The 25076-nt window shown below is 67.8% G+C and carries 24 protein-coding genes and 1 tRNA gene; 9 read left to right on the forward strand and 16 right to left on the reverse strand.

Annotation, left to right across the window (positions count from 1 at the left end; all coding sequences use genetic code 11):
• Positions 1 to 99: 99 nt before the first annotated feature.
• On the forward strand, positions 100 to 999 hold the full coding sequence (locus ACFWUR_RS27360) for an acyl-CoA dehydrogenase (RefSeq protein ID WP_378910618.1): 900 nt from the start codon (positions 100 to 102) through the stop codon (positions 997 to 999).
• Here the strand turns inward: ACFWUR_RS27360 and ACFWUR_RS27365 are convergent, their stop codons facing one another.
• The gene (locus ACFWUR_RS27365; protein WP_378910620.1) at positions 1000 to 2601 is read right to left on the reverse strand and encodes a serine hydrolase; all 1602 of its coding nucleotides are present in this window, start codon (positions 2599 to 2601) and stop codon (positions 1000 to 1002) included.
• Between the two features lie 606 nt (positions 2602 to 3207).
• On the opposite strand from ACFWUR_RS27365, the gene ACFWUR_RS27370 reads away from it, so the two are divergent.
• Both ACFWUR_RS27370 and ACFWUR_RS27375 read left to right on the forward strand, forming a co-directional pair.
• Positions 3208 to 4209 (forward strand): ATP-binding cassette domain-containing protein, encoded by a 1002-nt coding sequence (locus tag ACFWUR_RS27370; protein ID WP_378910621.1) that lies wholly within the window; start codon positions 3208 to 3210, stop codon positions 4207 to 4209.
• On the forward strand, positions 4206 to 5060 hold the full coding sequence (locus tag ACFWUR_RS27375; protein ID WP_378910623.1) for an ABC transporter permease: 855 nt from the start codon (positions 4206 to 4208) through the stop codon (positions 5058 to 5060). Before ACFWUR_RS27370 ends, ACFWUR_RS27375 begins: the two co-directional genes overlap by 4 nt.
• Before the next feature lie 6 nt (positions 5061 to 5066).
• Here the strand turns inward: ACFWUR_RS27375 and ACFWUR_RS27380 are convergent, their stop codons facing one another.
• Positions 5067 to 5216: a hypothetical protein gene (locus ACFWUR_RS27380; protein ID WP_170112099.1), complete on the reverse strand. Its 150-nt coding sequence runs from the start codon at positions 5214 to 5216 to the stop codon at positions 5067 to 5069.
• 69 nt (positions 5217 to 5285) lie between these two features.
• Here ACFWUR_RS27380 and ACFWUR_RS27385 point away from each other — a divergent pair, with 69 nt between their 5' ends.
• Positions 5286 to 5819, forward strand: a complete 534-nt coding sequence (locus ACFWUR_RS27385) for a peptidylprolyl isomerase (protein ID WP_378910625.1) — start codon at positions 5286 to 5288, stop codon at positions 5817 to 5819.
• Positions 5820 to 5933: 114 nt separating this feature from the next.
• Here the strand turns inward: ACFWUR_RS27385 and ACFWUR_RS27390 are convergent, their stop codons facing one another.
• Together ACFWUR_RS27390 and crgA are read right to left on the reverse strand one after the other, a co-directional pair.
• The gene (locus tag ACFWUR_RS27390; protein WP_378910626.1) at positions 5934 to 6374 is read right to left on the reverse strand and encodes a PH domain-containing protein; all 441 of its coding nucleotides are present in this window, start codon (positions 6372 to 6374) and stop codon (positions 5934 to 5936) included.
• Between the two features lie 84 nt (positions 6375 to 6458).
• Positions 6459 to 6722, reverse strand: a complete 264-nt coding sequence (gene crgA, locus ACFWUR_RS27395) for a cell division protein CrgA (RefSeq protein ID WP_378910628.1) — start codon at positions 6720 to 6722, stop codon at positions 6459 to 6461.
• 93 nt (positions 6723 to 6815) lie between these two features.
• Here crgA and ACFWUR_RS27400 point away from each other — a divergent pair, with 93 nt between their 5' ends.
• The 3 genes from ACFWUR_RS27400 to ACFWUR_RS27410 all read left to right on the forward strand — a co-directional run bounded on the left by ACFWUR_RS27400 (position 6816) and on the right by ACFWUR_RS27410 (position 8820).
• Entirely contained in the window at positions 6816 to 7478 is a 663-nt protein-coding gene (locus tag ACFWUR_RS27400) for an aminodeoxychorismate/anthranilate synthase component II (protein ID WP_378910630.1), read from the forward strand.
• A gap of 58 nt (positions 7479 to 7536) precedes the next feature.
• The gene (locus ACFWUR_RS27405; RefSeq protein WP_378910631.1) at positions 7537 to 8217 is read left to right on the forward strand and encodes a RibD family protein; all 681 of its coding nucleotides are present in this window, start codon (positions 7537 to 7539) and stop codon (positions 8215 to 8217) included.
• 144 nt (positions 8218 to 8361) lie between these two features.
• On the forward strand, positions 8362 to 8820 hold the full coding sequence (locus ACFWUR_RS27410) for a deaminase (RefSeq protein WP_378910633.1): 459 nt from the start codon (positions 8362 to 8364) through the stop codon (positions 8818 to 8820).
• A 1-nt stretch (position 8821) separates the two neighbouring features.
• On the opposite strand, the gene ACFWUR_RS27415 is transcribed toward ACFWUR_RS27410, so the two are convergent.
• The 8 genes from ACFWUR_RS27415 to ACFWUR_RS27450 form a co-directional block, all read right to left on the reverse strand.
• The gene (locus ACFWUR_RS27415; protein ID WP_378634571.1) at positions 8822 to 9241 is read right to left on the reverse strand and encodes a CBS domain-containing protein; all 420 of its coding nucleotides are present in this window, start codon (positions 9239 to 9241) and stop codon (positions 8822 to 8824) included.
• A gap of 98 nt (positions 9242 to 9339) precedes the next feature.
• Complete coding sequence (gene pknB / locus ACFWUR_RS27420) at positions 9340 to 11241, reverse strand: Stk1 family PASTA domain-containing Ser/Thr kinase (protein ID WP_378910635.1); 1902 nt, start codon at positions 11239 to 11241, stop codon at positions 9340 to 9342.
• Positions 11238 to 12767, reverse strand: coding sequence for a protein kinase (locus ACFWUR_RS27425; protein WP_378910636.1), 1530 nt, complete (start codon positions 12765 to 12767; stop codon positions 11238 to 11240). The genes pknB and ACFWUR_RS27425 overlap by 4 nt, the downstream gene beginning before the upstream one ends.
• A gap of 37 nt (positions 12768 to 12804) precedes the next feature.
• On the reverse strand, positions 12805 to 14277 hold the full coding sequence (locus ACFWUR_RS27430) for a peptidoglycan D,D-transpeptidase FtsI family protein (protein WP_378910637.1): 1473 nt from the start codon (positions 14275 to 14277) through the stop codon (positions 12805 to 12807).
• Positions 14274 to 15746 carry an FtsW/RodA/SpoVE family cell cycle protein gene (locus tag ACFWUR_RS27435; RefSeq protein WP_378910639.1) on the reverse strand — a complete coding sequence of 491 codons (1473 nt, stop codon included), beginning with the start codon at positions 15744 to 15746 and terminating at the stop codon, positions 14274 to 14276. The genes ACFWUR_RS27430 and ACFWUR_RS27435 overlap by 4 nt, the downstream gene beginning before the upstream one ends.
• Positions 15746 to 17194: a PP2C family protein-serine/threonine phosphatase gene (locus ACFWUR_RS27440; RefSeq protein ID WP_378910641.1), complete on the reverse strand. Its 1449-nt coding sequence runs from the start codon at positions 17192 to 17194 to the stop codon at positions 15746 to 15748. The genes ACFWUR_RS27435 and ACFWUR_RS27440 overlap by 1 nt, the downstream gene beginning before the upstream one ends.
• Positions 17191 to 17667: an FHA domain-containing protein gene (locus tag ACFWUR_RS27445; protein WP_266294852.1), complete on the reverse strand. Its 477-nt coding sequence runs from the start codon at positions 17665 to 17667 to the stop codon at positions 17191 to 17193. The genes ACFWUR_RS27440 and ACFWUR_RS27445 overlap by 4 nt, the downstream gene beginning before the upstream one ends.
• A 168-nt stretch (positions 17668 to 17835) precedes the next feature.
• Positions 17836 to 19254, reverse strand: a complete 1419-nt coding sequence (locus tag ACFWUR_RS27450; protein WP_378910643.1) for an FhaA domain-containing protein — start codon at positions 19252 to 19254, stop codon at positions 17836 to 17838.
• Between the two features lie 219 nt (positions 19255 to 19473).
• Here ACFWUR_RS27450 and ACFWUR_RS27455 point away from each other — a divergent pair.
• A tRNA-Leu gene (locus ACFWUR_RS27455) sits at positions 19474 to 19556 on the forward strand.
• Between the two features lie 75 nt (positions 19557 to 19631).
• Here ACFWUR_RS27455 and ACFWUR_RS27460 read toward each other — a convergent pair.
• The 3 genes from ACFWUR_RS27460 to ACFWUR_RS27470 are packed head-to-tail and all read right to left on the reverse strand — an operon-like array spanning position 19632 to position 21688.
• Complete coding sequence (locus ACFWUR_RS27460; protein ID WP_378910645.1) at positions 19632 to 20168, reverse strand: TetR/AcrR family transcriptional regulator; 537 nt, start codon at positions 20166 to 20168, stop codon at positions 19632 to 19634.
• Complete coding sequence (locus tag ACFWUR_RS27465; protein ID WP_378910647.1) at positions 20165 to 21007, reverse strand: alpha/beta fold hydrolase; 843 nt, start codon at positions 21005 to 21007, stop codon at positions 20165 to 20167. The genes ACFWUR_RS27460 and ACFWUR_RS27465 overlap by 4 nt, the downstream gene beginning before the upstream one ends.
• 42 nt (positions 21008 to 21049) lie before the next feature.
• Positions 21050 to 21688, reverse strand: a complete 639-nt coding sequence (locus ACFWUR_RS27470) for a methyltransferase domain-containing protein (RefSeq protein WP_378910649.1) — start codon at positions 21686 to 21688, stop codon at positions 21050 to 21052.
• A gap of 93 nt (positions 21689 to 21781) precedes the next feature.
• Here ACFWUR_RS27470 and ACFWUR_RS27475 point away from each other — a divergent pair, with 93 nt between their 5' ends.
• A complete protein-coding gene (locus ACFWUR_RS27475; protein ID WP_378910650.1) occupies positions 21782 to 23203 on the forward strand; it encodes a hypothetical protein in 1422 nt (473 codons plus the stop codon).
• 822 nt (positions 23204 to 24025) lie between these two features.
• Here the strand turns inward: ACFWUR_RS27475 and ACFWUR_RS27480 are convergent.
• Positions 24026 to 25060: a stage II sporulation protein M gene (locus ACFWUR_RS27480; RefSeq protein WP_378910652.1), complete on the reverse strand. Its 1035-nt coding sequence runs from the start codon at positions 25058 to 25060 to the stop codon at positions 24026 to 24028.
• Positions 25061 to 25076: the final 16 nt, after the last annotated feature.

Below are 25076 nucleotides of genomic sequence, written 5' to 3' on the forward strand. Positions count from 1 at the left end.
CGAATCCCGACGAACCGCAGGACATGAGCGCAACGGCCACCGTTGTCGCAGGTAGAAAGGGTGCCGGACTGGGGTTCGATTCCCCTAGGCTCCACATCTGTGAATTCCTCGGTATTCGATTTTCTTCTCACCGCCGCACCCGCCGACGCTGATTCGGCTGATTTCGCCGCGGTGTGGGCACGTCACCGCGCCCGGTCCCACGATTTCGCGAGTTCGGTCGATCGGGCGGCGATCGCCGGATTCGACAGTGCGGGCACAGGTCCCGCGTTTCTCGGTGGTTATCAGGAAGCGCTGCACGCGCTGGTGCCCTCGCTCGAACCCGCTGAGCTCTCCTCGATGTGTGCCACCGAGGCCGCGGGGGCGCGGCCCTCGACGATGACCACCACGGTGAACGAGGACGGTGTCGTCAGCGGAACCAAATCCTTCGCCACGCTCGGTGCGTTCGCCGATCGGTTCGTGGTGATCGCCCGAGCCGGTACGCGGCCCGACGGCAGGCCGATCCTGCGAGCCGTGCTGGTGCCCGCGGGCGCCCGCGCCGCGGTGACCCCGCTGCCCGCGCTGCCGTTCGCACCCGAGATCCCGCACGCGGAAGTCACCTTCGATGCCGCACCGGGCCAATTGCTGCCCGGTGACGGCTACGCCGACTATCTCAAGCCGTTCCGGACGGTCGAAGACCTCCATGTGGTGGCCGCTGTGCTCGGACAGCTCGTTCGGGTTGCCCGGCTGGCACAGTGGCCCGCGGAGTCGGTAGAGCAGCTGCTGGCGCTGCTTGCGACGGTCCGTGGTGTCGGTGCCGAGGACCCGAACTCCCCGGGTGTGCACATCGCTCTCGGCGGCCTCTTCGCCCGGCTGACCGGTCTGCGAACCGAACTGGAGCCGCTGTGGGCGCAGGTAGATCCCGAGGTAAGCAAGCGGTGGGAGCGTGACGAGCCGCTGCTCGGGGTCGCGGGCAAGGTCAGGGCGGCGCGGCTGGCGACCGCATGGCGCGCGCTCGCCTGATCAACCGCCGCGGGTGAAGGTGCCGAGGCCGTTCTCGTCGAAGTAGTCGATGGTCAGCGTGCCGTCGTCGAACCGGACCGAGGAGACGCTGCCCGGCGGGGCGTTCTCGCCGCTGGGCTCGAAGGCGAAGGTGTCACCGTCCCAATGCCGCAGCGGATACTCCCGGCGCGCGGGTCCGATGGTGAGGACCAAGCCCGTGTCGGTGGCCGAGATCGTCGCGGGGCCCCAATACTCGCTGTCATAGGTGTCCGCGTAGGTCGACAGTGGCTGTGCGGGTGCCGGATTCGCCGGGGCCGGCTTGCCGGACAGGTCGCCTTCGGGCTCGTTGACCCCGGTGAACGCGTCGCGATACAGCCCGCGCCAGTCCTCGCGTATCTCGCCGAACTGCACCAGATCGCCGAACTCGGCGGTCAGCGTCTCCGGGATGCCGAGTGGCGCCGCGTTCGTCAGCGCGACGATGGCCACGTCGGCGGACGGGATCACCAGGAAGGTGGTCGCCGCGCCGAGGGTGAAGGCGCCGGAATGGCTGTTGGCGGTACGACCCGCCGAGGAGACCGACACGTTGAAGCCGTACCCGTAGCTGCCTGCCCGCGCGGCGGGGCTGGTCGGCGGCGCCGAGACGATCTGGGGCGTCACGGCGGGCAGCAGCGCTTCGGCCGGGGCGATGGTGGTCGCGCCCGCGGTGCCGTTACCGAGCAGCATCGTCAGCCAGCGGGCCATGTCGTTCACCGACGAGCTCGCCCCGCCCGCGGGGGATTGCGGGTCGGGGTCGCGCACATAGCGGGCAACCCATTCGCCGTCGATGTTCACATGCCCCACAGCATGATTGGGCCGAGCGTGGAAGTCGTCGAAGCGAGAGCTGGTGTCGCGCATGCCCAGTGGTGTGTAGAGCACATCGGACGACAGCTGAGCCCAGTCCTTACCGGCGGCCGCGGCCACGGCTTCGGCGCCGGCGGTGAAGCCGAAGTTGGTGTAGTGGTAGGTGATCCGGAACGGGTCGAGGGGTTCCATGCGCAGCTTGTCGAAGATCGCGGCCTGGTCGTAGCCGAGGTCTTCGAGCCGGTCGCCCGCGTGGTCGGGCAGGCCGCTGCGGTGTGCGAGCAGGTCGCCGACGGTGAGCTGGGCGGTGGTGGCGGGGTCGGCGAGCGCGAACGACGGAAGGTGGGTGATGACCGGGGTCGTCCACTCGACCGCCTGCGCACCGACCTGGTTGGCCACCACGGTCGCGGCGAGCGACTTCGACACCGAGGCCAGTTGGAAGACGGTGTCGGCGTCGACCTTGTCCGGCGCGCCGGCGGCGCGAACACCGAAACCCTTGGCATACACGGTTTTTCCGCCGTGAACGACGGCGACAGCCATGCCGGGGATGCCGCTGGTGTCCATCAGCGAACCCGCCAGCTCATCGAGCTTTCCGACTGCTTTGTCGACCGCGTCGGCGGGCAGGGCGACTCCGGCGACTTGATTCGGGGGGAGTTCAGCCGTGGTCGTGGCCATGGCCGTGGCTGTGGCCGAAGGGCGCTCTTCGTCGGTGGATCCGGCGCAACCGACCAGGATCGTCATCGAGAGGACGACCCCGGCGATCGCACCGCGACCAGGCACCATGGGCCGACGATAACCCCGGTAGCCGGGTGATCGCCGGAACGTGGCCGGACTGTGACGCTCGGCGTGGCGGTGCGCGTCGGCTGATCTGCCGAGCTGCGACCTTGCCGGAAAATGGGGAGCGGGCCTCGGCGAAGGGGGGGAGTTAGCCGAGGCCCGCGTAGGGTCGGCCCGGGGGGGAGGGGCCGACCTGAACGATCCTACGCGATACGCGCGGAATTCGTGTACGCGCACTGTACGAGTTCGTGAGATTTTTCGAACGTCGACGCGTGGGCCGGTGGCCGTCTGGGGCGCGCTGACCGCGCGGTACCCGCGCCCAGACCTTGCCAGGTGTCTTACATCGAGTGGAATTGCCTGGTACGCAGGGTTTTACGAAGGATTGCCGGTGAACATGTTCTCGTCGCGCGCTTGGCTATCATCCAGGGAACAGGTGATCTTGTTCGTGTCGTGCGACAGAAAATCAGTCCGATTCGCCGCGTGTCGCAGCGTCTCGGCATGTCGAACATCTGTGTACATCTGATGGGGAGTCACGCCGAATTGGGGATGCGACTTGTCGGTGGGTAGGGCAATACTGGGCAAAACATCGCCAACCACGACTTCAGGAGAATCATGCCCGACGCAATCGTCGCCGAGGGTCTGGTCAAACGGTATGGGCAGCTCGTCGCCCTGGACGGGCTCGACCTGTCCGTGCCGGAAGGTACCGTTACCGCGCTTCTCGGCCCCAATGGCGCGGGAAAGACCACGACTGTTCGCGTGCTCACCACACTGCTGATCCCCGACGAAGGCACCGCCACCGTCGCCGGAATCGACGTGCTCAACGATCCACAGGCCCTGCGTTCGCGCATCGGCGCCTCCGGCCAGTACTCCGCGGTCGACGAATACCTCACCGGTTTCGAGAACCTGGAGATGGTTGGCAGGCTCTACCACCTCGGTACCCAGCGCAGTAAGGAGCGGGCCCGCGAACTGCTCGACCGCTTCCGGCTCAGCGACGCCGCCGACCGGCCGGTGAAGGGCTACTCGGGCGGAATGCGCAGGCGATTGGACCTGGCGGGCGCGCTGGTGGCCAACCCACCGGTGCTGTTCCTCGACGAGCCGACCACGGGTCTGGACCCGCGTGCCCGGCTCGATCTGTGGGACGTCATCGAGGAGTTGGTCGCGGGCGGCACCACGCTGCTGCTCACCACCCAGTACATGGAAGAGGCCGACCGCCTCGCCGATTCGATCGCGGTGATCGACCGCGGCAAGGTGATCGCGCGCGGCACAGCCGACGAACTGAAGGCTCTCGTCGGCGGCGACCGGATCGAACTCACTGTCGGCGCCGTCGACCAACTGGCCGTCGCGCAGCAGGTGCTCGGCGGGCTCGCCGATGGCGAGATCCATCTCGAACCCGGCCTGCGCAAGCTCACCGTGCCGGTGGCCGACGGATCACAGGATCTGGTCACCGCCATCGGCAGGCTCACCGAGCACAAGGTGACCATCAACGACGTCGCCCTGCGCCGACCCTCGCTCGACGACGTCTTCCTGACGCTCACCGGGCACGAAGCCGAAGAACTCGTCAACGGCGATCGCGAGTCGGAGACCGTGGGCGCCGCGAAAGGACAGAACCGATGAGCGTCACGCTCGACAAGCCGGCAGTGGCGTATCCCAGCTTCGGTGAACGAATGTCGATGGTGGCCAGCGACAGCATCACCATCGCCAAACGCAATGTCATCAAGATCAAGCGCGTGCCCGACGTGCTGATCTTCACGACGATGTCGCCGATCATGTTCGTGCTCATGTTCGCCTACGTCTTCGGCTCGGCGATCAAGGTCCCCGGCATGGAAGGCGGCTATCGCGAATTCCTGATCGCGGGCATCTTCGTCCAGACCGTGGTGTTCGGCGCCTCGTTCACCGGCGCGGGACTGGCCGAGGATATGCAGAAGGGCATCATCGACCGATTCCGATCACTGCCGATGGCGTCGTCGGCAGTGCTGGTCGGGCGCACCATCAGCGATGTGGTGATCAACATCGTCAGCCTGGTGGTGATGTCGCTGACCGGTTTGGTCGTCGGCTGGCGCATCCGCGGGTCGTTCCTCGACGCGGTGCTGGCCTACGCGTTGATGTTGCTCTTCGCGTACGCGCTGTCGTGGATGATGGCCGTGGTCGGCCTGCTGGTACGGGCACCGGAAGTGTTCAACAACGCCAGCTTCATGGTGATCTTCCCGCTGACCTTCCTGTCGAACGCGTTCGTGCCGATCAACGATCTGCCGACGCCGTTGCGGATATTCGCCGAGTGGAACCCGATGTCGGCGGTCACCCAGTCGGTGCGTGAACTGTTCGGCAACACCAGCCCGCTGGCGCCGCCATCGGATGCCTGGTCGATGCAGAATCCGGTGGCGACGTCGCTGATCTGGGTCGTGGTGATCCTGGTCGTGTTCGTGCCGCTGGCGCAGATCCAGTACAAGAAGTCGGTCAGCCGCTGACCGGAGCTAGTGCGCCGAGCCGTTGCGGGAGTACCCCAGACGCGGCGGCTCGGCGGCTGGTTCGGGCAGTTGTGGGCGCTTGGCGCGGGCCAGGTAGGCCAGGGCGCCCGCCCCGGCGAGCGCGATCGACGCGAGAAGTGGGTTACGAAGCTTCATTCGACCACTGTGCTTCATTCGACCACGTGGCACAAACAGATTCGGCGTGCCGCGTGGCACCATAACTGCGTGACCTCACCCAACCAGACGGCCGTGGCGACTCTGCACACCAACCACGGCGACATCAGGATCGCGCTTTTCGGTAATCACGCCCCGAAGACGGTGCGCAACTTCGTGGGTCTCGCCGACGGCAGTGCGCCGTACTCCACCGTCAACGCCGGGGGTACCGACAGCGGCCCGTTCTACGACGGCGCCGTCTTCCATCGGATCATCCCGGGGTTCATGATCCAGGGCGGCGATCCCACCGGCACCGGTCGCGGTGGGCCGGGCTTCGAGTTCGCCGACGAGTTCCACCCGGATCTGCGCTTCGATCGCGGCTATCTGCTCGCGATGGCCAATGCGGGCGCGGGCACCGAGACCAATGGTTCGCAGTTCTTCATCACCGTCGGCGCGCAGCCGCACCTGAACCGCAAGCACTCGATCTTCGGCGAGGTGGTCGACCCCGATTCGCGCAAGGTGGTCGACGCGATCGCCTCGGTGAAGACCGATCGCAATGATCGTCCCACCGAGCCGGTCATCATCTCGGCCGTGAGTATCGACTGATCAAGGCCACACACACAGAACTCCCCGCCGCAGATCATCGCGGCTGGGAGTTCTTTGCTTCACGTGAAACAACGTCAGGCGGAGTCGAGCGCCGAGAACAGCGGCGCCGGCCGCCTATGACACAGTGAAACCGTTCACGACCAGCGCGTCGTACACATCGTGGGGGTTGGTGCCGAGGTCCCAGCGGCCGAAGATCAGCAAACGCTCGGTGTCGTCATGACGGACATCGACCTCGAGCATCGCGGTTTTGCGGCCGATGCGGCGGTAGGACACCATCCGGATCCGGTCGATGCGGTCGAGCGGGTATTCCTTCGGGCCGGTGAGGGTGCCGACCACCAGGCGCGGCGCGGAGCCGGGAACCATGGTGAGCCGGGGTCGCTGCCGGATACCCAGTGCCGCCATGGCCAGCACCGCGACCGCGGCGATGCCGACGAGCAGCCTGCTCGGCCCGTCCTGGGCGAGGATCGCGGCCACGACCAGCAGGATTCCGCCACCGGTGACAGCGAGCAAGCCCGCGACCGGGGTCGACCACGAGACGGGTTGTGCGTCGTTCACGCGGCTGCTCGCCCCTCTATCCTCGAGTTGTGCACAGGGTTATCCACAGGTGTGCATGAATAACACCGGTGTAATCCGCTGTGATCAGCGCCAACGCATGGTCATGATCAGGCCGACGACCATCAGGCCGAACCCGATCAGGAAGTTCCACGCGTTCAGGTCGTTCATGAAGCCGATGTGCTCGGCTGCCAGGTAATAGACGATCAGCCACACCAGGCCGGCGAGCATGAAGCCCAGCATGATCGCGACGTACCAGACCGGCGACGGCCCCGCTTTCACCTTCACCGGCGTGCGGCTGGCGGGGCTCGGGGTGTAGTCGGCCTTCTTGCGGACCTTGGACTTGGGCATGACGTCCTCGAATTCGACAGTACTGGAACTCCTAGGCTATCCCACCAGGCAATGGATGCGACGACCTACCAGGCCGCCACGTACCCTCGACGCATGCGTGTATTGGTCGTCGACAACTACGACAGCTTCGTGTTCAACCTGGTGCAGTACCTCGGCCAGCTTGGTGCCGACGTCGTGGTGTGGCGCAACGACGACCCCCGCCTCGACGACCTGGACACCCTGCTCACCCTCGGCGACTCCGGCGGCACCTTCGACGGCGTGTTGGTGAGTCCCGGCCCGGGCAGCCCCGACCGCGCGGGCGCGAGCATCCCGCTCGTGCACGCGGCCGCGAAGCACACTGTGCCGCTGCTCGGTGTGTGCCTCGGGCATCAGGCGATCGGCGAGGCGTTCGGCGGCACCGTCGACCGGGCGCCCGAACTTCTGCACGGTAAAACCAGCGAGGTGTTCCATCTCGGGTCGGGCGTGTTGGCCGGCTTGCCCGACCCCTTCACCGCCACCCGCTACCACTCGCTGACGGTTCTGCCGGAGACCGTGCCCGAAGAACTGGTGGTCGTCGGCCACACCGAGAGCGGCATCGTGATGGCGATGCGCCACCGCACCCTGCCCATCCACGGCGTGCAGTTCCACCCCGAGTCCGTACTCACCCAGGGCGGGCACCGGATGCTCGCCAACTGGCTCGAGGTCTGCGGCGAACGCCCGTCGGAGGCGCTGGTCTGCGCGCTCGAGGCGGAGGTCGCCGCGCTCGTGACTCGGTAGGTGCCCGTCTCGACGCTGGACCGACAGAAGGAGCGAAGCTGAACACCGGAGGGTCACAGTGAGGGTTCTGCTTTCGGTCGCGGCCAGCCTCGACGGCTATATCGATGACGCGAGCGCGCAGCGACTGCTGCTGTCGAACACCGCCGATTTCGATCAGGTCGACCGGATTCGCGCCGAATCCGACGCCATCCTGATCGGTGCGCAGACACTGCGCACCGACAATCCGCGGCTGCTGGTGAACAGTGCCGAGCGCCGGGCAGCGCGGGTGGCGGCGGGCAAGCCGGAGTATCCGATGAAAGTGACCGTCACCGAGTCCGGAGACCTCGATCCGCGGTTGCGGTTCTGGCACACCGGTGGCGACAAACTCGTCTACACCGGTGACGCGGGCGCCGCGAAGCTGGGCAGCCGCCTCGACGGACTCGCGCGGGTGATCAGCCTCGGCGAGCGGCTCGCGCTCCCCGCTCTCGTCGACGACCTCCGGGCGCGAGGTATCCACAGGCTCATGGTCGAAGGCGGCACCGGCATGCACACCGGCTTCCTCGCCGCCGGTCTGGTCGACGAGATCCGCCTGGCGATCGCCCCGATCCTGGTCGGTGACCCGGCGGCCCCACGCTTCGTCGGCCCCGCCGATTTCCCGGGCGGCGCCGGTCGCAGGCTGCACCTGGCGGGTGTGGAACAACTTGGGGATGTCGCTGTGCTGAACTACCTGGTCAGACCCGACACCGAACCCGTCAAATAACTGGTACCGCGAACAAGTTCATGACACTGACCTGGGAAAATGCGGCTGTTCACAGTTCGCGGACAACTTTGCTCCACACCTGAACATGACCGATTCCACATCACGCCGGGGTTGTGGATAACTCGCCGACCACAGGGAAACGACATGAGCCACGAAGACACCGACCACCGGTTCATGCACAGGGCGATAGAGCTCGCCAGGAACTGTCCGCCCAGCGAGACGGCCTATTCGGTAGGCGCGGTGATCGTCGCCGACGGTGTGGAGATCGCGACCGGCTTCTCCCGGGAAACCGACGAGAAAGTGCACGCCGAGGAGGCCGCGCTGAACAAGCTCGACCCCGACGACCCGCGGCTCACCAGGGCGACGATCTACAGCACCCTCGAACCGTGCTCCACCCGCGCCACCGTCACGCGGCTGCCGTGCACCGACCGCATCCTGGACGCGGGCATTCCCACGGTGGTCATCGCCTGGCGCGAGCCGAGCCTGTTCGTCGCCGCCTGCGAGGGTGTGGACAAACTCCGCACCCACGGTGTGCGCGTGGTGGAACTCACCGACCTGGCCGCGGCGGCCAGGTCGATGAACACCCACCTGGATCTGAGCTAGTTCAGGGCCGCCCGTAGATGGCGGTCACGAATTCGCCGAGCTGATTGTCGTCGAGGTGGCGAGCCAGATCGGCCTCGCTGATCATCCCGACCAGGCGCTTGTTCTCGATCACCGGCATCCGCTTCACCCGGTGCGATTCCATCTGGTCGAGCACATCCTCCACATCGGCGTCGGCGCTGACCCACCGCGGCGTCGACTCACAGAGTTCGGCCGCCGTCGTCAGATCCGGGGACAGCCCGAGCGCGACGCACTTCACCACGATGTCGCGGTCGGTGATGATGCCGCACATGCGCTCGTCGTCATCGGCGACGACGATCGATCCGACGCCGAGATCGGCCATCGCCGTGGCCGCGGTCGTCACGGTGTCACCTCGGGTGATCCACTGCGCACCGGGCTTCATGATGTCCCTGGCTGTCGTCATAGGGTCTGCCTCCTCGTCAGCAACGCTGGATGGATGAAAGCAGCCTCATTCTGCGCCCGCGTAGCCGCCGCAGGCGCGTTCGCCATCCAATCGAGACCTCAACGCGGAATCGGCGAAGCTCCCACGTGCAGCACCACGTTGCTGTTGATCGTCACCGACGAACCGCCCGCCGGATTCTGCCCGACGATCCTGCCCGAGGCATTGCCGTCGAGTGTGATCACCGTGGTCTGGCTGAGCTGACCGGTCCAGCCGAGCCCGCGCAACGTCTCCTGCGCCTGCACCGGGGTGAGCCCGGTCAGATCGGGGATGGTGATCCGGTCACCGGCGGAGACCTGGACGGTGATGGTCGAGCCCTTCTCCGCGTTGGTGCCGCCTGCCGGGCTGGTGGACAGCACCTGTCCCTTCGGCTGCGAGGACTTCACTTCCTGGATCTCGACCTTGAAGCCGGCGGAGTCGACCAGATTGGGCTGGGCGACGGAGATGTCCTGGCCGACCACGGTCGGCACACGGACTTCCTCGGGACCGGACCCGATGGTGATCACGATCGGACGGTCGATGTCGACGCGCACGCCCGCGCTCGGATCCTGCGCGATCACCTTGTCGGTGTCGGCCGTACTCGACGGCTCGCGCGCCACCTTCGGATCCAGTTGCAGGCCCAGCGCGTTCAGCTGCCGCTCGGCGTCGGCCTGGCTCATGCCGATCAGCCGCGGCAGCTGCACCTGTGTCGGTCCGGTCGAGACCTGCAACGTCACCGTGCTGCCCTTGTCGATGCGCGAACCGCCGAGCGGCTGGGTGGCGATCACATTGCCGGGCGCCACCTTGCCGTCGGGCTTCTCCTGCACGGCCACATGGAAACCGGCGCTGCGCAGGTCGGTCTGCGCCTGCTGGGCGGGCCTGCCCGACAGATCGGGAATCGCCACCTGATCGGCCTTGCTACCGGGACCCACCAGCACCCAGAACAGCCCGAACGCGACCGCCAGCGCCGCCGCGACACCGAGGGCGATCAGCCCGGTGCGGTTGCGCTCCTCGCCGGGCGGCCCGATGGCGGCATGTTCGGACGTGTCGTCGCGGCGGTCGTGGAAGGTCCGCGCGCCGGGCTCGTCGTCGTAGTCCATGTCGGTGCGGTCTTCGTCGTTCATCACCATCGGCGCGCTCGGCCGCTGCCCGCCGAGTACCCGGATCAGATCGGCCCGCATCTCCGCGGCCGTCTGGTACCGGTTGGCCGGGTTCTTGGCCATCGCCTTGAGGATCACCGAATCGAGCTCGCGCGGCACGCCGGGATTGACCGACGACGGCAGCGGCGGATCTTCCTTCACGTGCTGGTAGGCGACCGCGACCGGCGAATCACCGGTGAACGGCGGCTGCCCGGTGAGGATCTCGAACAGCACGCAGCCGACCGAGTACACATCCGACCGGGCGTCGACGGTCTCGCCGCGCGCCTGCTCGGGCGAGAGGTACTGCGCGGTGCCGATCACCGCGGCGGTCTGGGTCATCGGGTTGGCGCTGTCGGCGATCGCCCGGGCGATGCCGAAGTCCATCACCTTCACGGCACCGGCGCGGTTGATCATGATGTTGGCCGGCTTCATATCGCGGTGCACGATCCCGGCCTTGTGGCTGAAATCGAGCGCGGCGCACACGTCGGCCACGACTTCCATCGCCTTGCGCGGCGCCAGGGGACCCTTGCCGCGCACGATGTCGCGCAGGGTGTCGCCCTCGACGTACTCCATGACGATGTAGGGCAGCGGCCCGCCGTCGACGGTGGCCTCGCCGGTGTCGTACACGGCCACGATGGCCGGGTGGTTCAGCGCGGCGGCGTTCTGGGCTTCGCGCTTGAACCGCAGGTAGAACGTGGGATCGCGGGCCAGATCGGCGCGTAGCACTTTGATCGCGACGTCGCGGGACAGGCGTACGTCGCGGGCGCGGTGCACCTCCGACATGCCGCCGAACCCGATGATCTCGCCCAGCTCGTACCGCGAGGAGAGATTCTTCGGGGTTGTCATCGTCGTCCTATGTTCGGGCCTACGGCCGTGTCGCCATCGGGGAACGGCAGGTCGAAGGTGGGCAGCCGGGGCCGACCCACGGTGGTGGTGCCCACGGCGGGCGCCGTGGTGGTCGACTCCGGTTTGGTCGTCTTGGCCGTGGTGGTCGGCGTGGGCTTGGTCGTGGTGGTCGGCGGCACCGTGGTGGTCGGCGGCACCGTGGTGGTGGGCGGCACCTCGGTGGTGGTCGTCGGGCGCGGCGGTTCCGTGGTGGGCTGTTCCTCGGTGGTGACGACCGGCGGCGGCAGGGGCCGGGTGGTGGTCACCGGCGGCGGCACCGGCCTCGTGGTCTGCACGGTGGTGGTCGTCGGCCCCGTACCGCGGTTGGGTTCACCGCCGAACAACAGCCACAGCACACCGCCACCGAGCAGCAGTGCGCCGACACCGAGCGCGATCAGCCACTTCTGGTTGTTCTTGGCGTTGCTCGCCGGAACCGGCGCGGGCGCCGCGGCCTGGGTGGCCGGGCCGCTGTAGCCGCCGGTGGGCGGACCGACCGGGCCACCGGGCTGATGGCCGAAACGCATGGTCGCGCCGTCGTAGTCGGCCGCAGCCCCAGCCGTGGCCGCGGCCGGAATCGCCACGGTCGGTCCGGGCGGAAGGACCCTGGTCGCGCCCGTCATCGGCGTGCCGGCGGCGCCGCCGGGGACGGGCGGCATATGCCCGGCGCGCACCGCGGCCACGGCATCGGCGAACTCGCCGCCGCTGCTGTAGCGCTGCAGCGGATCCTTGGCCATCGTGATCGCGATCAGCTCGTGCACGTTCGCGGGCAGATCGTCGGGCATCGGCGGCGGCGCGTCACGCACGTGCTTCATCGCGACCGTGATCGCGCCCTCGCCGGTGAACGGGCGGACTCCGGCCAGTGCTTCGTAGCCGACGATCCCCAGTGAGTACACGTCCGAGGCCGCGGTGGCGTCCTCGCCGACGGCCTGTTCGGGCGCGATGTACTGGGCGGTGCCCATCACCATGCCGGTCTTGGTCACCGGCGAGGCGTCGACCGCCTTGGCGATGCCGAAGTCGGTGATCTTCACCTGACCGGTCGGCGTGACCAGGATGTTGCCCGGCTTCACGTCACGGTGCACCACGCCCGCCGCGTGCGCGACCTCGAGCGCGCGCCCGGTCTGCTCGAGCATGTCGAGGCCCTGGATGACCGAGAGCCTGCCCATCCGGTTGAGCACCGCGTTGAGCGGTTCGCCCTGCACGAGCTCCATCACCAGGTAGGCGGTCTCGCCGCCCGACGGGTCGGTGGTCTCGCCGTAGTCGTAGATGCCCGCGATCCCGGGCGCGTTGAGCTGCGCGGTGGTGCGCGCCTCGACGCGGAACCGCGCACGGAAGGTCGGGTCGGCGGAGAACTCGGTCTTGAGGACCTTGACCGCCACCCGGCGGTCGAGCCGAGTGTCCATCGCCTCCCACACCTGACCCATACCGCCCGTGGCGATGAGCCGCTGCAGGCGGTAGCGGTCGGCGATCATGGCGCCGTTGTTCAGCATCGGGGCCCCCGTGTTGTCACTCGCACACTCATTTCGTTCAGCCCCCTGCCAGGCCCGCGTCCAGTACCGCCCTGGCGACCGGCGCGGCTACCGAACCGCCGGTGGCCGCGAGCGCCCGATTGCCGCCGTTCTCGACGATCACCGCGATGGCGATCTTCGGGTTCTGCGCGGGCGCGAAGGCCATATACCAGGCGTGTGGCGGGGTGTTACGGGGATTGCTGCCGTGTTCGGCGGTTCCGGTCTTGGACGCGATCTGGTACGGCGACCGGCCACCGCCCGCGGTATTGGCCTCCGAGGCGACCATCAGATCCGTCAGCGTCGACGCTACCTGGGGGCTCACCGCCTGCCCGACGCTGACCGGCTTGGTCTTGCTGAGCTCGGACAGATCGGGCGCCTGGGTCTGGTCGACCAGGTACGGCTGCATCCTGGTGCCGCCGTTGGCGATGGTCGCCGCGACCACCGCGATGTTGAGCGGGGTCACCGCCACATCGCGCTGACCGATGCTCGACTGGCCGAGCGCGGCGTTGTCCGGGATCGGGCCGACCGTCGATTCGGCGACCGGGATCGGCACACCGGGCGGATCCTCGACCCCGATGCCGAACGCGGCGGCCTCGTCCTTGAGCTTGGCCGCGCCGACCTTCACCCCGAGTTCGACGAACGCGGTGTTGCACGAACGCCGGAACGCCTCGTAGAGACTGGCGGTCGGCTGGTCACCGCAGGTGCTGCCGTTGTAGTTCTCCAGCGTGGTGCTGGTACCGGGCAGGGTGATGTTGGGCGCCGCGGTGAACTGGTCGTTCGGGCCGGCGACGCCGTTCGACAACGCGGCCGCGGTGACGACGGTCTTGAACGTCGAACCGGGCGGATAGGTCTGCGAGACAGCGCGATTGAGCATCGGCTGGGCCGGATCGGTGCTGAGCCGCTCCCAGGCCGCGCGCCCCGCCGCCCCGTCGTGGGCCGACAGCTCGTTGGGGTCGTAGCTCGGCGTGGAGACCATGGTCAAGATCTTGCCGGTGCTCGGCTCGATCGCCACGACCGCGCCGGTGTAGCCCTTCGACGTCATCTCGTCGTAGGCGACCTGCTGCATCACCGGGTTCAACGTGGTGAGCACGTTGGCCCCGCGCGGATCACGGCCGGAGAACATGTCGACGAGCCGTCGGCCGAACAGGCTCGAATCATTGCCCGACAGCAGCGGATCCTCGGCCAGCTCCAGCCCGGTCTTGGCGTACTGCATCGAGTAGAAGCCGGTGACCGGCGCGTAGGCCGGTGGGGTGGAGGGATATTGGCGCAGGTACTTGTACCGGTCATCGGTGGCGACCGAGCCGGCGAGCACGGTGCCGCCCGCGGAGATCTGGCCGCGCTGGCGGGAGTACTCGTCGAGCAGCACCCGCGAGTTACGCGGATCGCTGCGCAGGTCGTCGGCCTTGACCACCTGCAGATAGGTCGCGTTCACGAGCAACGCCACCACCATCACCATGACGGCGACGGCGACGCGACGCAGTGGTGTGTTCATTCGCTCACCCTGCTTTCCGGCCTGCGGACCAGCTCGGTCGCCGCGTCGGCGATCGGTGCCGGCGCGCGCTTACGCGCCGGAGCCGGTGCGCGGGCCGCGTCGGAGATCTTCATCAGCAGTCCGAGCAGCGCGTAGTTCGCCAGCAACGACGAACCGCCGTAGGAGATGAACGGCGTGGTCAGACCGGTGAGTGGAATCAGTTTGGTGACACCGCCGACGACCACGAACACCTGGATCGCGATGGTGAAGGCCAGGCCCGCCGCGAGCAGCTTGCCGAAACTGTCCCGCACGGCCAGCGCGGTGCGCAGCCCACGGACGATGAAGATCAGGAACAGCATCAGCACCGCGGTGAGCCCGATCAGCCCGAGTTCCTCGCCGATGGTGGTGACGACGAAGTCGGTCTTGGCGAACGGCACCTGATCGGGACGTCCACTGCCGAGGCCCGTACCGGCCAGCCCGCCGGTGGCGAAACCGAACATCGACTGCGAGATCTGGTAGCCGGTGTTGTGGTAGTCGTCGAACGGGTGCAGCCAGGTGTCCACGCGCACGCGCACGTGCCCGAACAGCTGATAGGCGAACACGAATCCGAGCGCGAGCAGCCCGCCGCCGATGATCAGCCAGCCCACCCGCTCGGTGGCGATGTAGATCATCACCAGCACCGTGCCGAAGATGAGCAGCGAAGTACCCAGGTCTTTCTCGAATACCAGCACGCCGATGCAGACGATCCAGACGATCAGGATCGGACCCATATCGCGCGGGCGCGGAAATTCCATGCCGAGGAAGTGCTTGCCCGCCGCGGTGAACAGATCGCGCTTGGCCACCAGCACGCCCGCGAAGAAGATGATCAGCAGGATCTTCGCGAATTCGCCCGGCTGCATGCTGAATCCGGGCAACCGGATCCAGATCTTGGCGCCGTTGACTTCGGAGAACCGGCTCGGCAACAGTGCCGGAATCGCCAGCGCGATCAGGCCGACCAGGCCTAGGGTGTAGGTGTAACGCGCCAGCGTGCGGTAGTCCCGCAAGACGATGAGCAGGCCGATGAACACCACGATGCCCAAGCCGGTCCACATGATCTGCTGGTTGGCGTCGGGGGAGGGCACCGGCGTGGCGTCGTACGCTGCTTTCTGCGCTTCCGCGAGATCGAGCCGGTGGATCAGCACGAGGCCTAGTCCGTTGAGCAGCGCGACAATCGGTAGCAGCAGGGGATCGGCGAACGGCGCGAACCGGCGCACCGCGAGATGGGCGATCCCGAACAGCGCGAGGAACGCCACACCGTACTTGGCGATGTCCCAGGTGATCGACTGTTCCTGGCTCGCCTCGACAATGAACAACGACACCGTCGTGATCCCCGCCGCCCCCGCGAGCAGCAGCAACTCGTGGTTGCGTCGCGTGGAGGGCGGCGGCGCGGGCGCGAATCCACCAGGGGGGCTGGGGAACGCCCCGGCCGACGGCGGTGGCGGAGCGGACATCAGTCCGTCACCCGGCAGTTCTCCCCTGAGATCTGCGGGGTTGTCGGGGGAACGGTCGTGGTGGTCGGCGCGGGGGTCGTGGTCGGGGTGGCGGGCTGATCAGGACCGGGAGTCGGTGCGCCACCGGGGTTCACCGGGGTCTGCTCGGGCGGCAGTACGCCGGGCTGGGGCACCGATTCCTTCTTCGGGCACGGCGGCAGGAGTTCGTTCTGTGCCAGCACCTTCATGCTGCCGCGCGCCTTGTCCAGCGAATCCGGCGGCAGGCCCTTCTGCACCTGGTCGCGCCCGGTCTGCTTGAGATCGCTGACCATCAGCGATTTGCAACCGGTCGGCGCGGACTTGCCGACCTCGACGAGGGTGAGCTCGCTCTTGTTGTTCACACAACCTGTGAGCTCCACGTCGTGGATCGAGTAGCCGAGGATCGAACCGGGCAGGCCGCGCATCACGACCACCTTGTCGTTGTCGGCGCCCACGTAGTAGTTGCTGCGAATCATCTTGTAGCCCACCACGAGTCCGACGGCGACCGCGGCGATCAACGCCAGCGACAGCAGCAGCCAGCGCAGCTTGTGCGAGGTGGTCTCCGGCGGCGGCGGTGCCGCGGCGGCCCGGCGCGGTTGCGCGCGCGGCGGGCGCATGGCGGCGGCGCGCCCCGCCGCGGTGTTCGGCGGCGGGGAGTCTTCCTCCTCCTCGGTGGAGGCGGCGCCCGCGAGAATCGGGTGGCTCTGGCCGTAGTCGAGGTCGATCACATCGGCGACGACGACGGTCACATTGTCCGGGCCACCGCTGCGCAGGGCCAGCTCGATGAGCCGGTCGGCGCACTCGTCGGTATTGCCCTCGCGCATGGTGTTGCCGATGGTCTCGTCGCTCACCACGTCCGAAAGTCCGTCGGAGCACAGTAGATAACGGTCACCGGCGCGGGATTCGCGCATGATCAACGTCGGCTCGATCTCGTTGCCGGTGAGGGCACGCATGATCAGCGAACGCTGCGGATGGGTGTGCGCCTGCTCCGGGGTGATCCGGCCCTCGTCGACCAGCGACTGCACGAACGTGTCGTCGCGGGTGATCTGGGTCAGTTCGCCGTCTCGCAGCATGTAGGCCCGCGAGTCGCCGATATGGACCAGGCCGAGCTTGCGCCCCGCGAACAGGATGGCGGTGAGCGTGGTGCCCATGCCGTCCAGTTCGGGTTCGGCCTCGACGTGATCGGCGATGGCGGCGTTGCCGGAATGCGTGGCGTGGTCGAGCTTTCCGAGGATGTCGTCGCCGGGCTCGTCGTCGTCGAGATGCGCCAGCGCGGCGATCATCAACTGGGAGGCCACTTCTCCGGCGGCGTGGCCGCCCATGCCGTCGGCCAGCGCTAACAGGCGTGCGCCCGCGTAGACCGAATCTTCGTTGTTGCCCCGGACGAGTCCGCGGTCGCTTCGCGCGGTGTAGCGCAGAACAAGTGTCACGATCGCAGCTCGATCACTGTTTTGCCGACTCGGACAGGGGTGCCGAGCGGAACGCGGACGGCGGTGGTGACTTTCGCGCGGTCGAGATATGTGCCATTGGTGGAACCGAGGTCCTCCACGTACCAGTCGTCACCACGCTGAGACAGTCGCGCGTGCCTGGTCGAGGCGTAGTCGTCGGTGAGTACCAGCGTCGAATCGTCGGCGCGTCCGATGAGAACCGGTTGCGTACCGAGCGTGATTCGAGTGCCGGCGAGTGAACCATGAGTCACCACTAGATACTTGGCGCCCTTCTGGCTTCGGCTGAAGGAGGGCAGACCGATGGACCCGCGGCTACCGCGAGTTGCCCTCGGCTGTATCCGTATGCCGGATGCCGCGTAGATATCGCTGCGCAAGGTCCGCAGTACGGCCCAGACGAACAACCAGAGCAGTAGCAGGAACCCCGCGCGGGTCAGTTGCAGGATCAATCCCTGCACGGCGTTCCACCTCCTGTTCGCCCGGGTACGTCGGTACGGCAGGTGCGGGGCGAACCACCCCCACCAGCGTGCTGGCTTGCGGGCCCCGAGGTCGGGACCGTGCGTGTAATGGCAGCATCATAGAGCCGACAGCGTCGACTCGTGACGTGCACCGCGCAGCTTACGGGATCAGACGATCCGGATCAGGATCTCGGAATGTCCGGCCCGGATGACGTCGCCGTCGGCGAGCTGCCAATCCTGCACGGGGGAGCCGTTGACGAGGGTTCCGTTGGTGGAACCCAGGTCCGAGAGCATGGCCGTCTGGCCGTCCCAGCGGACCTCGATATGGCGACGCGACACACCTGTGTCGGGTAGCCGGAAGTGGGCGTCCTGGCCCCGGCCGATGATGTTGGAACCCTCGCGCAGCGCGTAGGTGCGGCCGCTGCCGTCGTCGAGCTGGAGGGTGGCCGAGTAGCTCGATTGGGCGGCGCCGTAGCCCGCGCCCTGCTGCTGGCCGTAGCCCGGCTGGGCGTAACCGGCGGCGGGCTGGGCGTAACCGCCCTGCTCCTCCTGGCCGTAGGCGGGCTCGGCGTAACCGGGCTGCGCGCCGTAACCCTGCTGGCCGTAGCCCTGCTGCGGTTCGGCGTAGGCCTGCTGGCCGTAGCCGCCCTGCTGGTCGTAGCCCGGTTCGGCGTAGCCCTGCTGGCCGTACCCCTGCTGGCCGTAGCCCTGTTGCGGTTCGGCGTAGGCCTGCTGGCCGTAGCCGCCCTGCTGGTCGTAGCCGGGCTCGGCGTAACCGGGCTGGGCGCCCTGCTGGCCGTAGCCGCCCTGGCTGTAGGCCTGCTGGCCGTAGCCGCCCTGCTGGTCGTAGCCGGGCTCGCCGTAGGCGGGCGGGGCGCCGTAGCCACCCTGCTGGCCGTAGCCCTGCTGCGCGGGCGCGGCGGGGTCGTAGCCGTTCTGGTATTCGCCACCCTGCTGGCCGTAGGCATCGCCGCCGTATCCGGGTTGCGCCTCGGGCGCGCCGTAGCCGCCACCGCGGCCGTAATCGTCGGCCGGGTAGGAAGCCCCTGGCGCGCCGGCGGGCGGCGGTGCGTACCCGCGGTTGCGTGGATCGGACTCCGCGGGCTCTCGGCTTGGCTCGTAGCCTGAGTTATGCGTCATGGGGCCAGCTCCTGGTTGCGGGTGTGCGGGTCGTTGTGGCGGTCCGGGGCGAGGTGGGGCCGTCCCGCGACCGGCGTCGGGGTCGACGCGGCCGCTCGCTCTGAACATTCCGGTGTGCAGCGTAGGTGATGCCTCGAAGGCCACGTGTACTTCGCCGTAGGTCTGCCAGCCCTGCTCGCGGATGTAATCCTGCAGATGTTTGGCGAACGCTTTGGTCGTCAGGTCGTGATCGGCGTCGAGTTTGCCGTGATCGGTTTCGTTGATCGTGATCACGTAACTGTTCGGCGCGAGACGATGTCCGCCCTCCAGATCCTGGATCTGATCTGCGGCTTCCTGCTGCAGCGCGGCCTCCACCTCCTGGGGAACCACGCTGCCGCCGAACACCCTCGCGAACACGTCACCGACAGCGCCCTGCAAGCGACGTTCGAATCTCGACACGATGCCCATCACAGCCCTCCCTTCGGTGCGCGTGTCCGCCCTCCTCGACACGCTGGTTACGGCGTGTCCGGACCCGACCACGTTCCTTGCATGATATCCACGATCCTCTACCTGGGTAACTCCCGGCGCGGCCCCCCGGTTCCCGCGCCGGTTTACGCAGCATCACCGCAGGTCAGGGAATCGATTTTATTTTCGCGCGCGGAGCATGTTAGATTTTTCCAGTCGCTCGGGCGAGTGGCGGAATGGCAGACGCGCTGGCTTCAGGTGCCAGTGTCCGTAAGGACGTGGGGGTTCAAGTCCCCCTTCGCCCACAAAGACTAAAGGCTCGATCCTTCTGGATCGGGCCTTCAGTCGTTTTCAGGGCCGTTCGAGGGCCGTTCGAGGGCTCAGGGGCGCGCGAGGCGAAGCAGGGCTGCGCGCAGATCCGGTCGGGCCGACTGCGCGTCCAGCTCGAGGAGAGCGGTTTCGGCGATCGCCGCCACCAACAGGACGGCGACGGGTTCCGCGTCGGACCAGCCCATCTCCGCGAGATTTCCGGCGACGAGGGCAGCGGCGGCGGTATTGCGGGCGCGCACTTCGGTGGCCAGGCCCGCGTCGGTTCTCGCCTGGACCAACAGGCCCTTCGTCGCGGGAGCGGCCAGGCAGCCGTCGAGGTAAGCCGCGATTCCGGCCGTGAGGCGTTCCTCGCCCGGGGATAGGTCGGCGGTCGCCTTGCTGACCTGGTCGTCGAGTTCGTCGTGAAAGGTGCGGTGGAGGGCGAGTATGTAGGACTCTCGGCTGGGCCAGTGCTGATAGAAGCTGCCCTTGGCCATCTTGGCCTCGGCCGCGATCGCGTTGACCGAGAGCTTGCTCAGGTTCTCGGTGGCCAGTAGCTGCCTGCCCGCGTTCAACAGGGCCCGGCGTCCGGGTTCGGCGGATCTCATGGCCGCATTCCAGCACGGTCGGTGAGGAACTCGCGCACGGCGTCGAGGAACAACTCGGGGGCCTCGGCGAACGGTTCGTGCCGGGTGGGCAGTAGTACGACTCGCGCCTCGGGCAGGGCGCGGGCGATACCGCGCCGGTTCACCAGCCAGGGGTTGGTCGGGTCGTTGCGGCCCCAGACCACCTGAACCCGAATATCGGCAAGCGGCGGGGGCGCGGCGGGCAGATCGACGCGTGGGTCGTCCAAGCTCCGCCAGAGGCTGCGATACACCGCGAGCCGAACCGGGTCGCCGGGTATCTCGCGAGCCCGCGCGAACAGGGGTCGAACACCCTCGTTGCGCGCCGAGCCCAAATACAGCCGTGCGTGCCGAACGACGAATCGTCGGGCCACCGCTGCGCGCGAGACCAAGCGAAACATGGCTCTGGTCAACAGATTCAGCGGTGCGAACCCCGCCGACTGCACCAGCACCAGCCCGCGCACCCGATCCGGTGCGCGTTCGGCCAACCGCACCGCCGCGTATCCGCCGACACTGTTGCCGATCACTGTGAGCGAGCCGAAACCGCGCTCCGCCAACGCCTTCGACACCTGCACGGCGACATCACCGAGCGCGTCGACGGTGATCGCGTTCGGGTCGGAGGCCGTGGACGTGCCGTAGCCCGGCCAATCGACCGCGGCGACGGCCCACGTCCGCCCGAGCGTGGGGACGATCTGATCGAAGTCGCGATGGTCGCCCGGATTCGCATGCAGCAGAAGCAGTCCCGGCGCGTCTTCGGGCGCGCGTCCGCTCAGGTGCACAGCGACCTCGCCGTACCGGGTGGGGACGGTGATCGTTGTGCTCATGCACCGACGGTAGCCATGACCGACCGGTCGGTCAAGAGTCGATCAGTCCTTACGGGCGATCAACAGGTGGTGCGGAACAGGCGTATTGGGCAGGGTGCGTTGCTCCACGATCAGCCCCGCGGAGCTCAGCGCCGCCACCACCTCGGCCACCGGGCGCAAAATGAATCCATAGCGGGTGAACGGCATCGCGGCCATGGCTTCCGGATCGCCGATGCCGATCACCGCGATGCCGCCCGAGCGCAACACCCGGGCGAGTTCGACACAGGCGGCCCCGAGGTCGTCGAGGAAATAGACGGTATTGACGGTGATCGCCGCGTGCAGGCTCGCGTCGGGCAGCCCGAGCGCGGTGAGGGTGCCGTCGGCGAGGACGAGGCGGTCGTGCGCGAGCTCGTCGGCGTAGCGGCCACGGGCGCGCGCGAGCATGTCGGGGGACGGCTCGATGCCGTGCACCACACCTTCGGCGCCGACGCGAGCCAGCAACAACCCCAGTCCCACCCCGCCGCCGAAACCGATATCGGCGACGGTCGCGCCGGCCGGCGGCGACGCCGCGTCGACGGCTGCGGCGATGGCACGCTTGTTCCCGCGATCGAGCACGAACGCCACACCCTTGCCGAGTACGCCGTGCGGATTGCCGAGCTGCCCGGCGATTGTCGTGAGCAGGCGATCTCTGACCCCGGTCATGTCGCCATCGTAGGCCGCGTTCTCGCCGCCGTCGGTCCCGCAGGGTGGTCCGAATACTTTTGCCCGACCCGGAATTCGGGTTCGATACACAGCGTGCCGTCTGTCGCTCGCCGTGTCCTCGCCCACGCCGCCGTCCTCGCCCTCGTCTCGGCGGGTGCCTGGTCGGGTCCCGCGTGGGCCGAGCAGGGGGCGGTCACCGGTCCGCTCGTGACCAATCCCTTCCTCGGCCCACTCGGGACGGCGACCATGCACGGGGACGCGGGGTCCTCGGATGTGACGCCGCTGGCCGGGCCTGCCGTCGGGGCCGCGGTCACGGTGTATCCCCTCGGGGCCGCCTGCCCGACGCTGCTCGAAGGTGCTGACGGATTGGTGGTGGGGCTGTGCACCGCCATCGCGGGGCGGACGCCGACGGTGTTTCTGTTCGACTCGGGTGCGTCGGGACCGGTCGGTGGCGCGCTCGCCGCGTTGCCGTTGGCGAAGGGGAGCCTGCTCGGCGGGGTGTACGCCTATCTGGACAACGAGGATCGGCTGGTGGTCGTCGACGGTGGGCGGCAGCTGTTGCGGGTTGCCCATGTTCGCGGCGACGACGGTGCGTGGCGGTTGGCGGCCACCGTGCAGGCGGATCTGAGCGGTTCGATTCCGCAGGGCGACAACGTGACCGGGCTGGTTCCCGATTGGCAGGGCAACGTCTGGTTCGCGACGGGAGGTGGGGTCGTCGGGTTCGTCGCAGGGGATGGGCGGGTGCGTTCGGTTGGGCTGCCGTCCGGGGAGATGGTGGCCAACAGTATTTCGTCTGCGCCCAATGGTGGTGTGGCCGTGGCCAGTACGCACGCCTTGTACGAGCTGACCGCGAACGACGGTGAGCCCGAGATTCTTTGGCGTTCGGCCTACGATCGCGGGTCCGCGCGGAAACCGGGCCAGCTCAGCTGGGGCACCGGCTCGACGCCGACGTACTTCGGGCCGGTGCGCGGCGACGAATATCTGGCCATCGTCGACAACGCCGATGGCCAGGTGCGGCTGGTCGTGGCGCGCTCCGGTTCGGGCGAACAGGTCTGCTCGGTGCCGGTCCCCGTCGGCGGCAGCGAGAACTCGCCGATCGCGGTCGGTTCGTCGATCTTCGTCGCGAGCACCTATGGCTATCCGTATCCCGCGGTTCCCGAGGATGCGGGCCCGGCCGTTCCGGCGGGCGCGCCGTTTCCCGGTGGCCTGAGCCGGGTCGATCTCACCGCCGACGGATGTGTCCCTGTGTGGGACAGCCGGGTACGCAGCGCGGCCGTCCCCCGCCTGTCTCTCGCCGACGGCGGCATCCACACGCTGCGCCGGATCGGACCCGACGCGACAACCCCCCTCGACGGATTCGACTACGTCGTGATCGACCCGCAAACCGGCGCCGTGCGCAACGCCACCCCGCTGCCGGGGACGGTCGCCGAGGACCCGCTACAGATGGCCGCGCTCATCACCCGCGGCGGCGCGCTCTGGCAGGGAACCATCACCGGGATCGTCCGGGTCGGCTGAGGTCACCTCCGGGGCCGGCGTCGTAGCACCCTGTCTGCGCGCGCCCAACCCGACCTCGGTCCTGTTTCCGCTGCCCGGACGCCGGTGCGGGGTGCCGATCCCGCGCGGCGGCGCTCCCTTGCCCGCACCGGCGTCGAATAGTCCCGATTCTCGCAGGTGAGGCGAAGGTCACACTGTCCGTGCAAGCTTGTATTCCGGATGTTCTTCTGCTGATTTCTGATCGTTCGGCGGACCGTTCGCAACCAGTCGTCCAACCAGTTAGAGGCCGCGAAGGCGGTGATTCACGCTGATTGCTGGGCGTGCGTCTAGTTTGCAACCCCGTTAACAAACTTGAAGTTTCTTTTCGTGTTTCAAGTAGTCGGCAACCGTAATTCCGTTGCCGAAACCCCAGGTGACAGCTATGTGGGCGGCTCGCTGTGATCGGGGGCAACCCAGCTCGACATTCGCGCGCCGATGCTGTCGAGGATGCGTGATTCGTTATCGAAGGTTTGCCCGGGATGAATTCTCGGTGCCGCCGAGCGCTCGGCGAGGGTAGCGCCAGAAGTTTGCTGCGGGGGTGGAAATCAGGGCGTTCACAGGCCTTTGCAGGTTCGCAATTCGTACCCCGGACCTGCGCGTTGGGGGTTGCGCGGGCATAACGATTGTGTACAGTTGACGGTAACGCTGGCCGCAGTTCGAGCCCGACTCGCTGCGGCCAGCGGAACTCAAATGGGGGAGTTCGTCACCGTCTCTTAACCTTCCGTAGCTGCCCGTTGTCCGGTGCTGTCCGTGCGCGGTGTGCTCGAAGTTGTCGGCCTCACAGATGCACGCACAGATGCGAGCTCATGCCCGGTCGAGCGCCTGTGCGGGTGCCATCAGCCATCGTGCGGACGGGTCCGCCGGCGTGACCGGCGCCATCGCCACGGCGTCCTGTTCCTCGGCCACCCGCCTGCCGATCACGAAGACGTAGTAGAGGAACAGCGCCTCGGCCGCGAACCCGAGCGCGATCCGCACCGGGACGGGCAGCGGGCTCGGGGTCACGAAGCCCTCCAGCAGTCCACACACCAGCAGCACGCACACCAACCCGAGCGCCACCGTCGCGGTCGCGCGCCCCTGCCTGGCCATCGCGGCCGCCCTGCTGCGCCGTCCCGGGTCGACCAGCGTCCAGCCCAGCTTCAACCCCACTCCGCCCGCGACGAACAGCGCGGTGAGCTCCAGTGTGCCGTGCGGCAGGATGAAGCCGAAGAACGAATCCAGCCGCCCCGCCTCGGCCATCAATCCACCGGTTATCCCCAGATTCAGCGCGTTCATGAACAGTGCGTACACAGCCGGGAGGATCAGGACACCGGTGAACAACGCGATGGCCGACACCAGCGAATTGTGGGTCCACACTTTCGCGGCGAAGGCTTCGTTGGGGTGCTCGGAGTAGTACGACTCGAACGAACCCCCAGGTCCAGTGATGTTCGACAGGTCGCCCTCGGGTATCCCCAGCGCTTCGCGGGCTCCGGCCGAACGGTCCACGAGCACGCCGATCACGCCCGCGACGGCGAGAAAGATCGCAGTTGTCCCCAACCACCACGGCCAGGCTCTGTACACAGCCGCGGGGAAGTGCCGGGTGAAGAACCGGCCGACTTCGCGCCACGGCTGCGACCGCGCCGCCAACACCCGCCCGCGGGCCCGCGCCACCAGCGCACTCAGCCGGCCGATGAGCTCCGGATCGGGATGGTGGCCCTGCAATCTCGCCAACTGCTGCGACGTGGACCGGTACAACCGGACCAGCTCATCGGCCTCGGCACCCGACAACTTGCGCTGGCGAACCAGCTGATCGAGCCGATACCACGACCGTTGTCTCGCCCAGCTGTAGGCATCGGTGTCCATATCGGGAATGCTAGCC

Source organism: Nocardia sp. NPDC058633, assembly GCF_042717045.1.
Taxonomy (GTDB): domain Bacteria; phylum Actinomycetota; class Actinomycetes; order Mycobacteriales; family Mycobacteriaceae; genus Nocardia.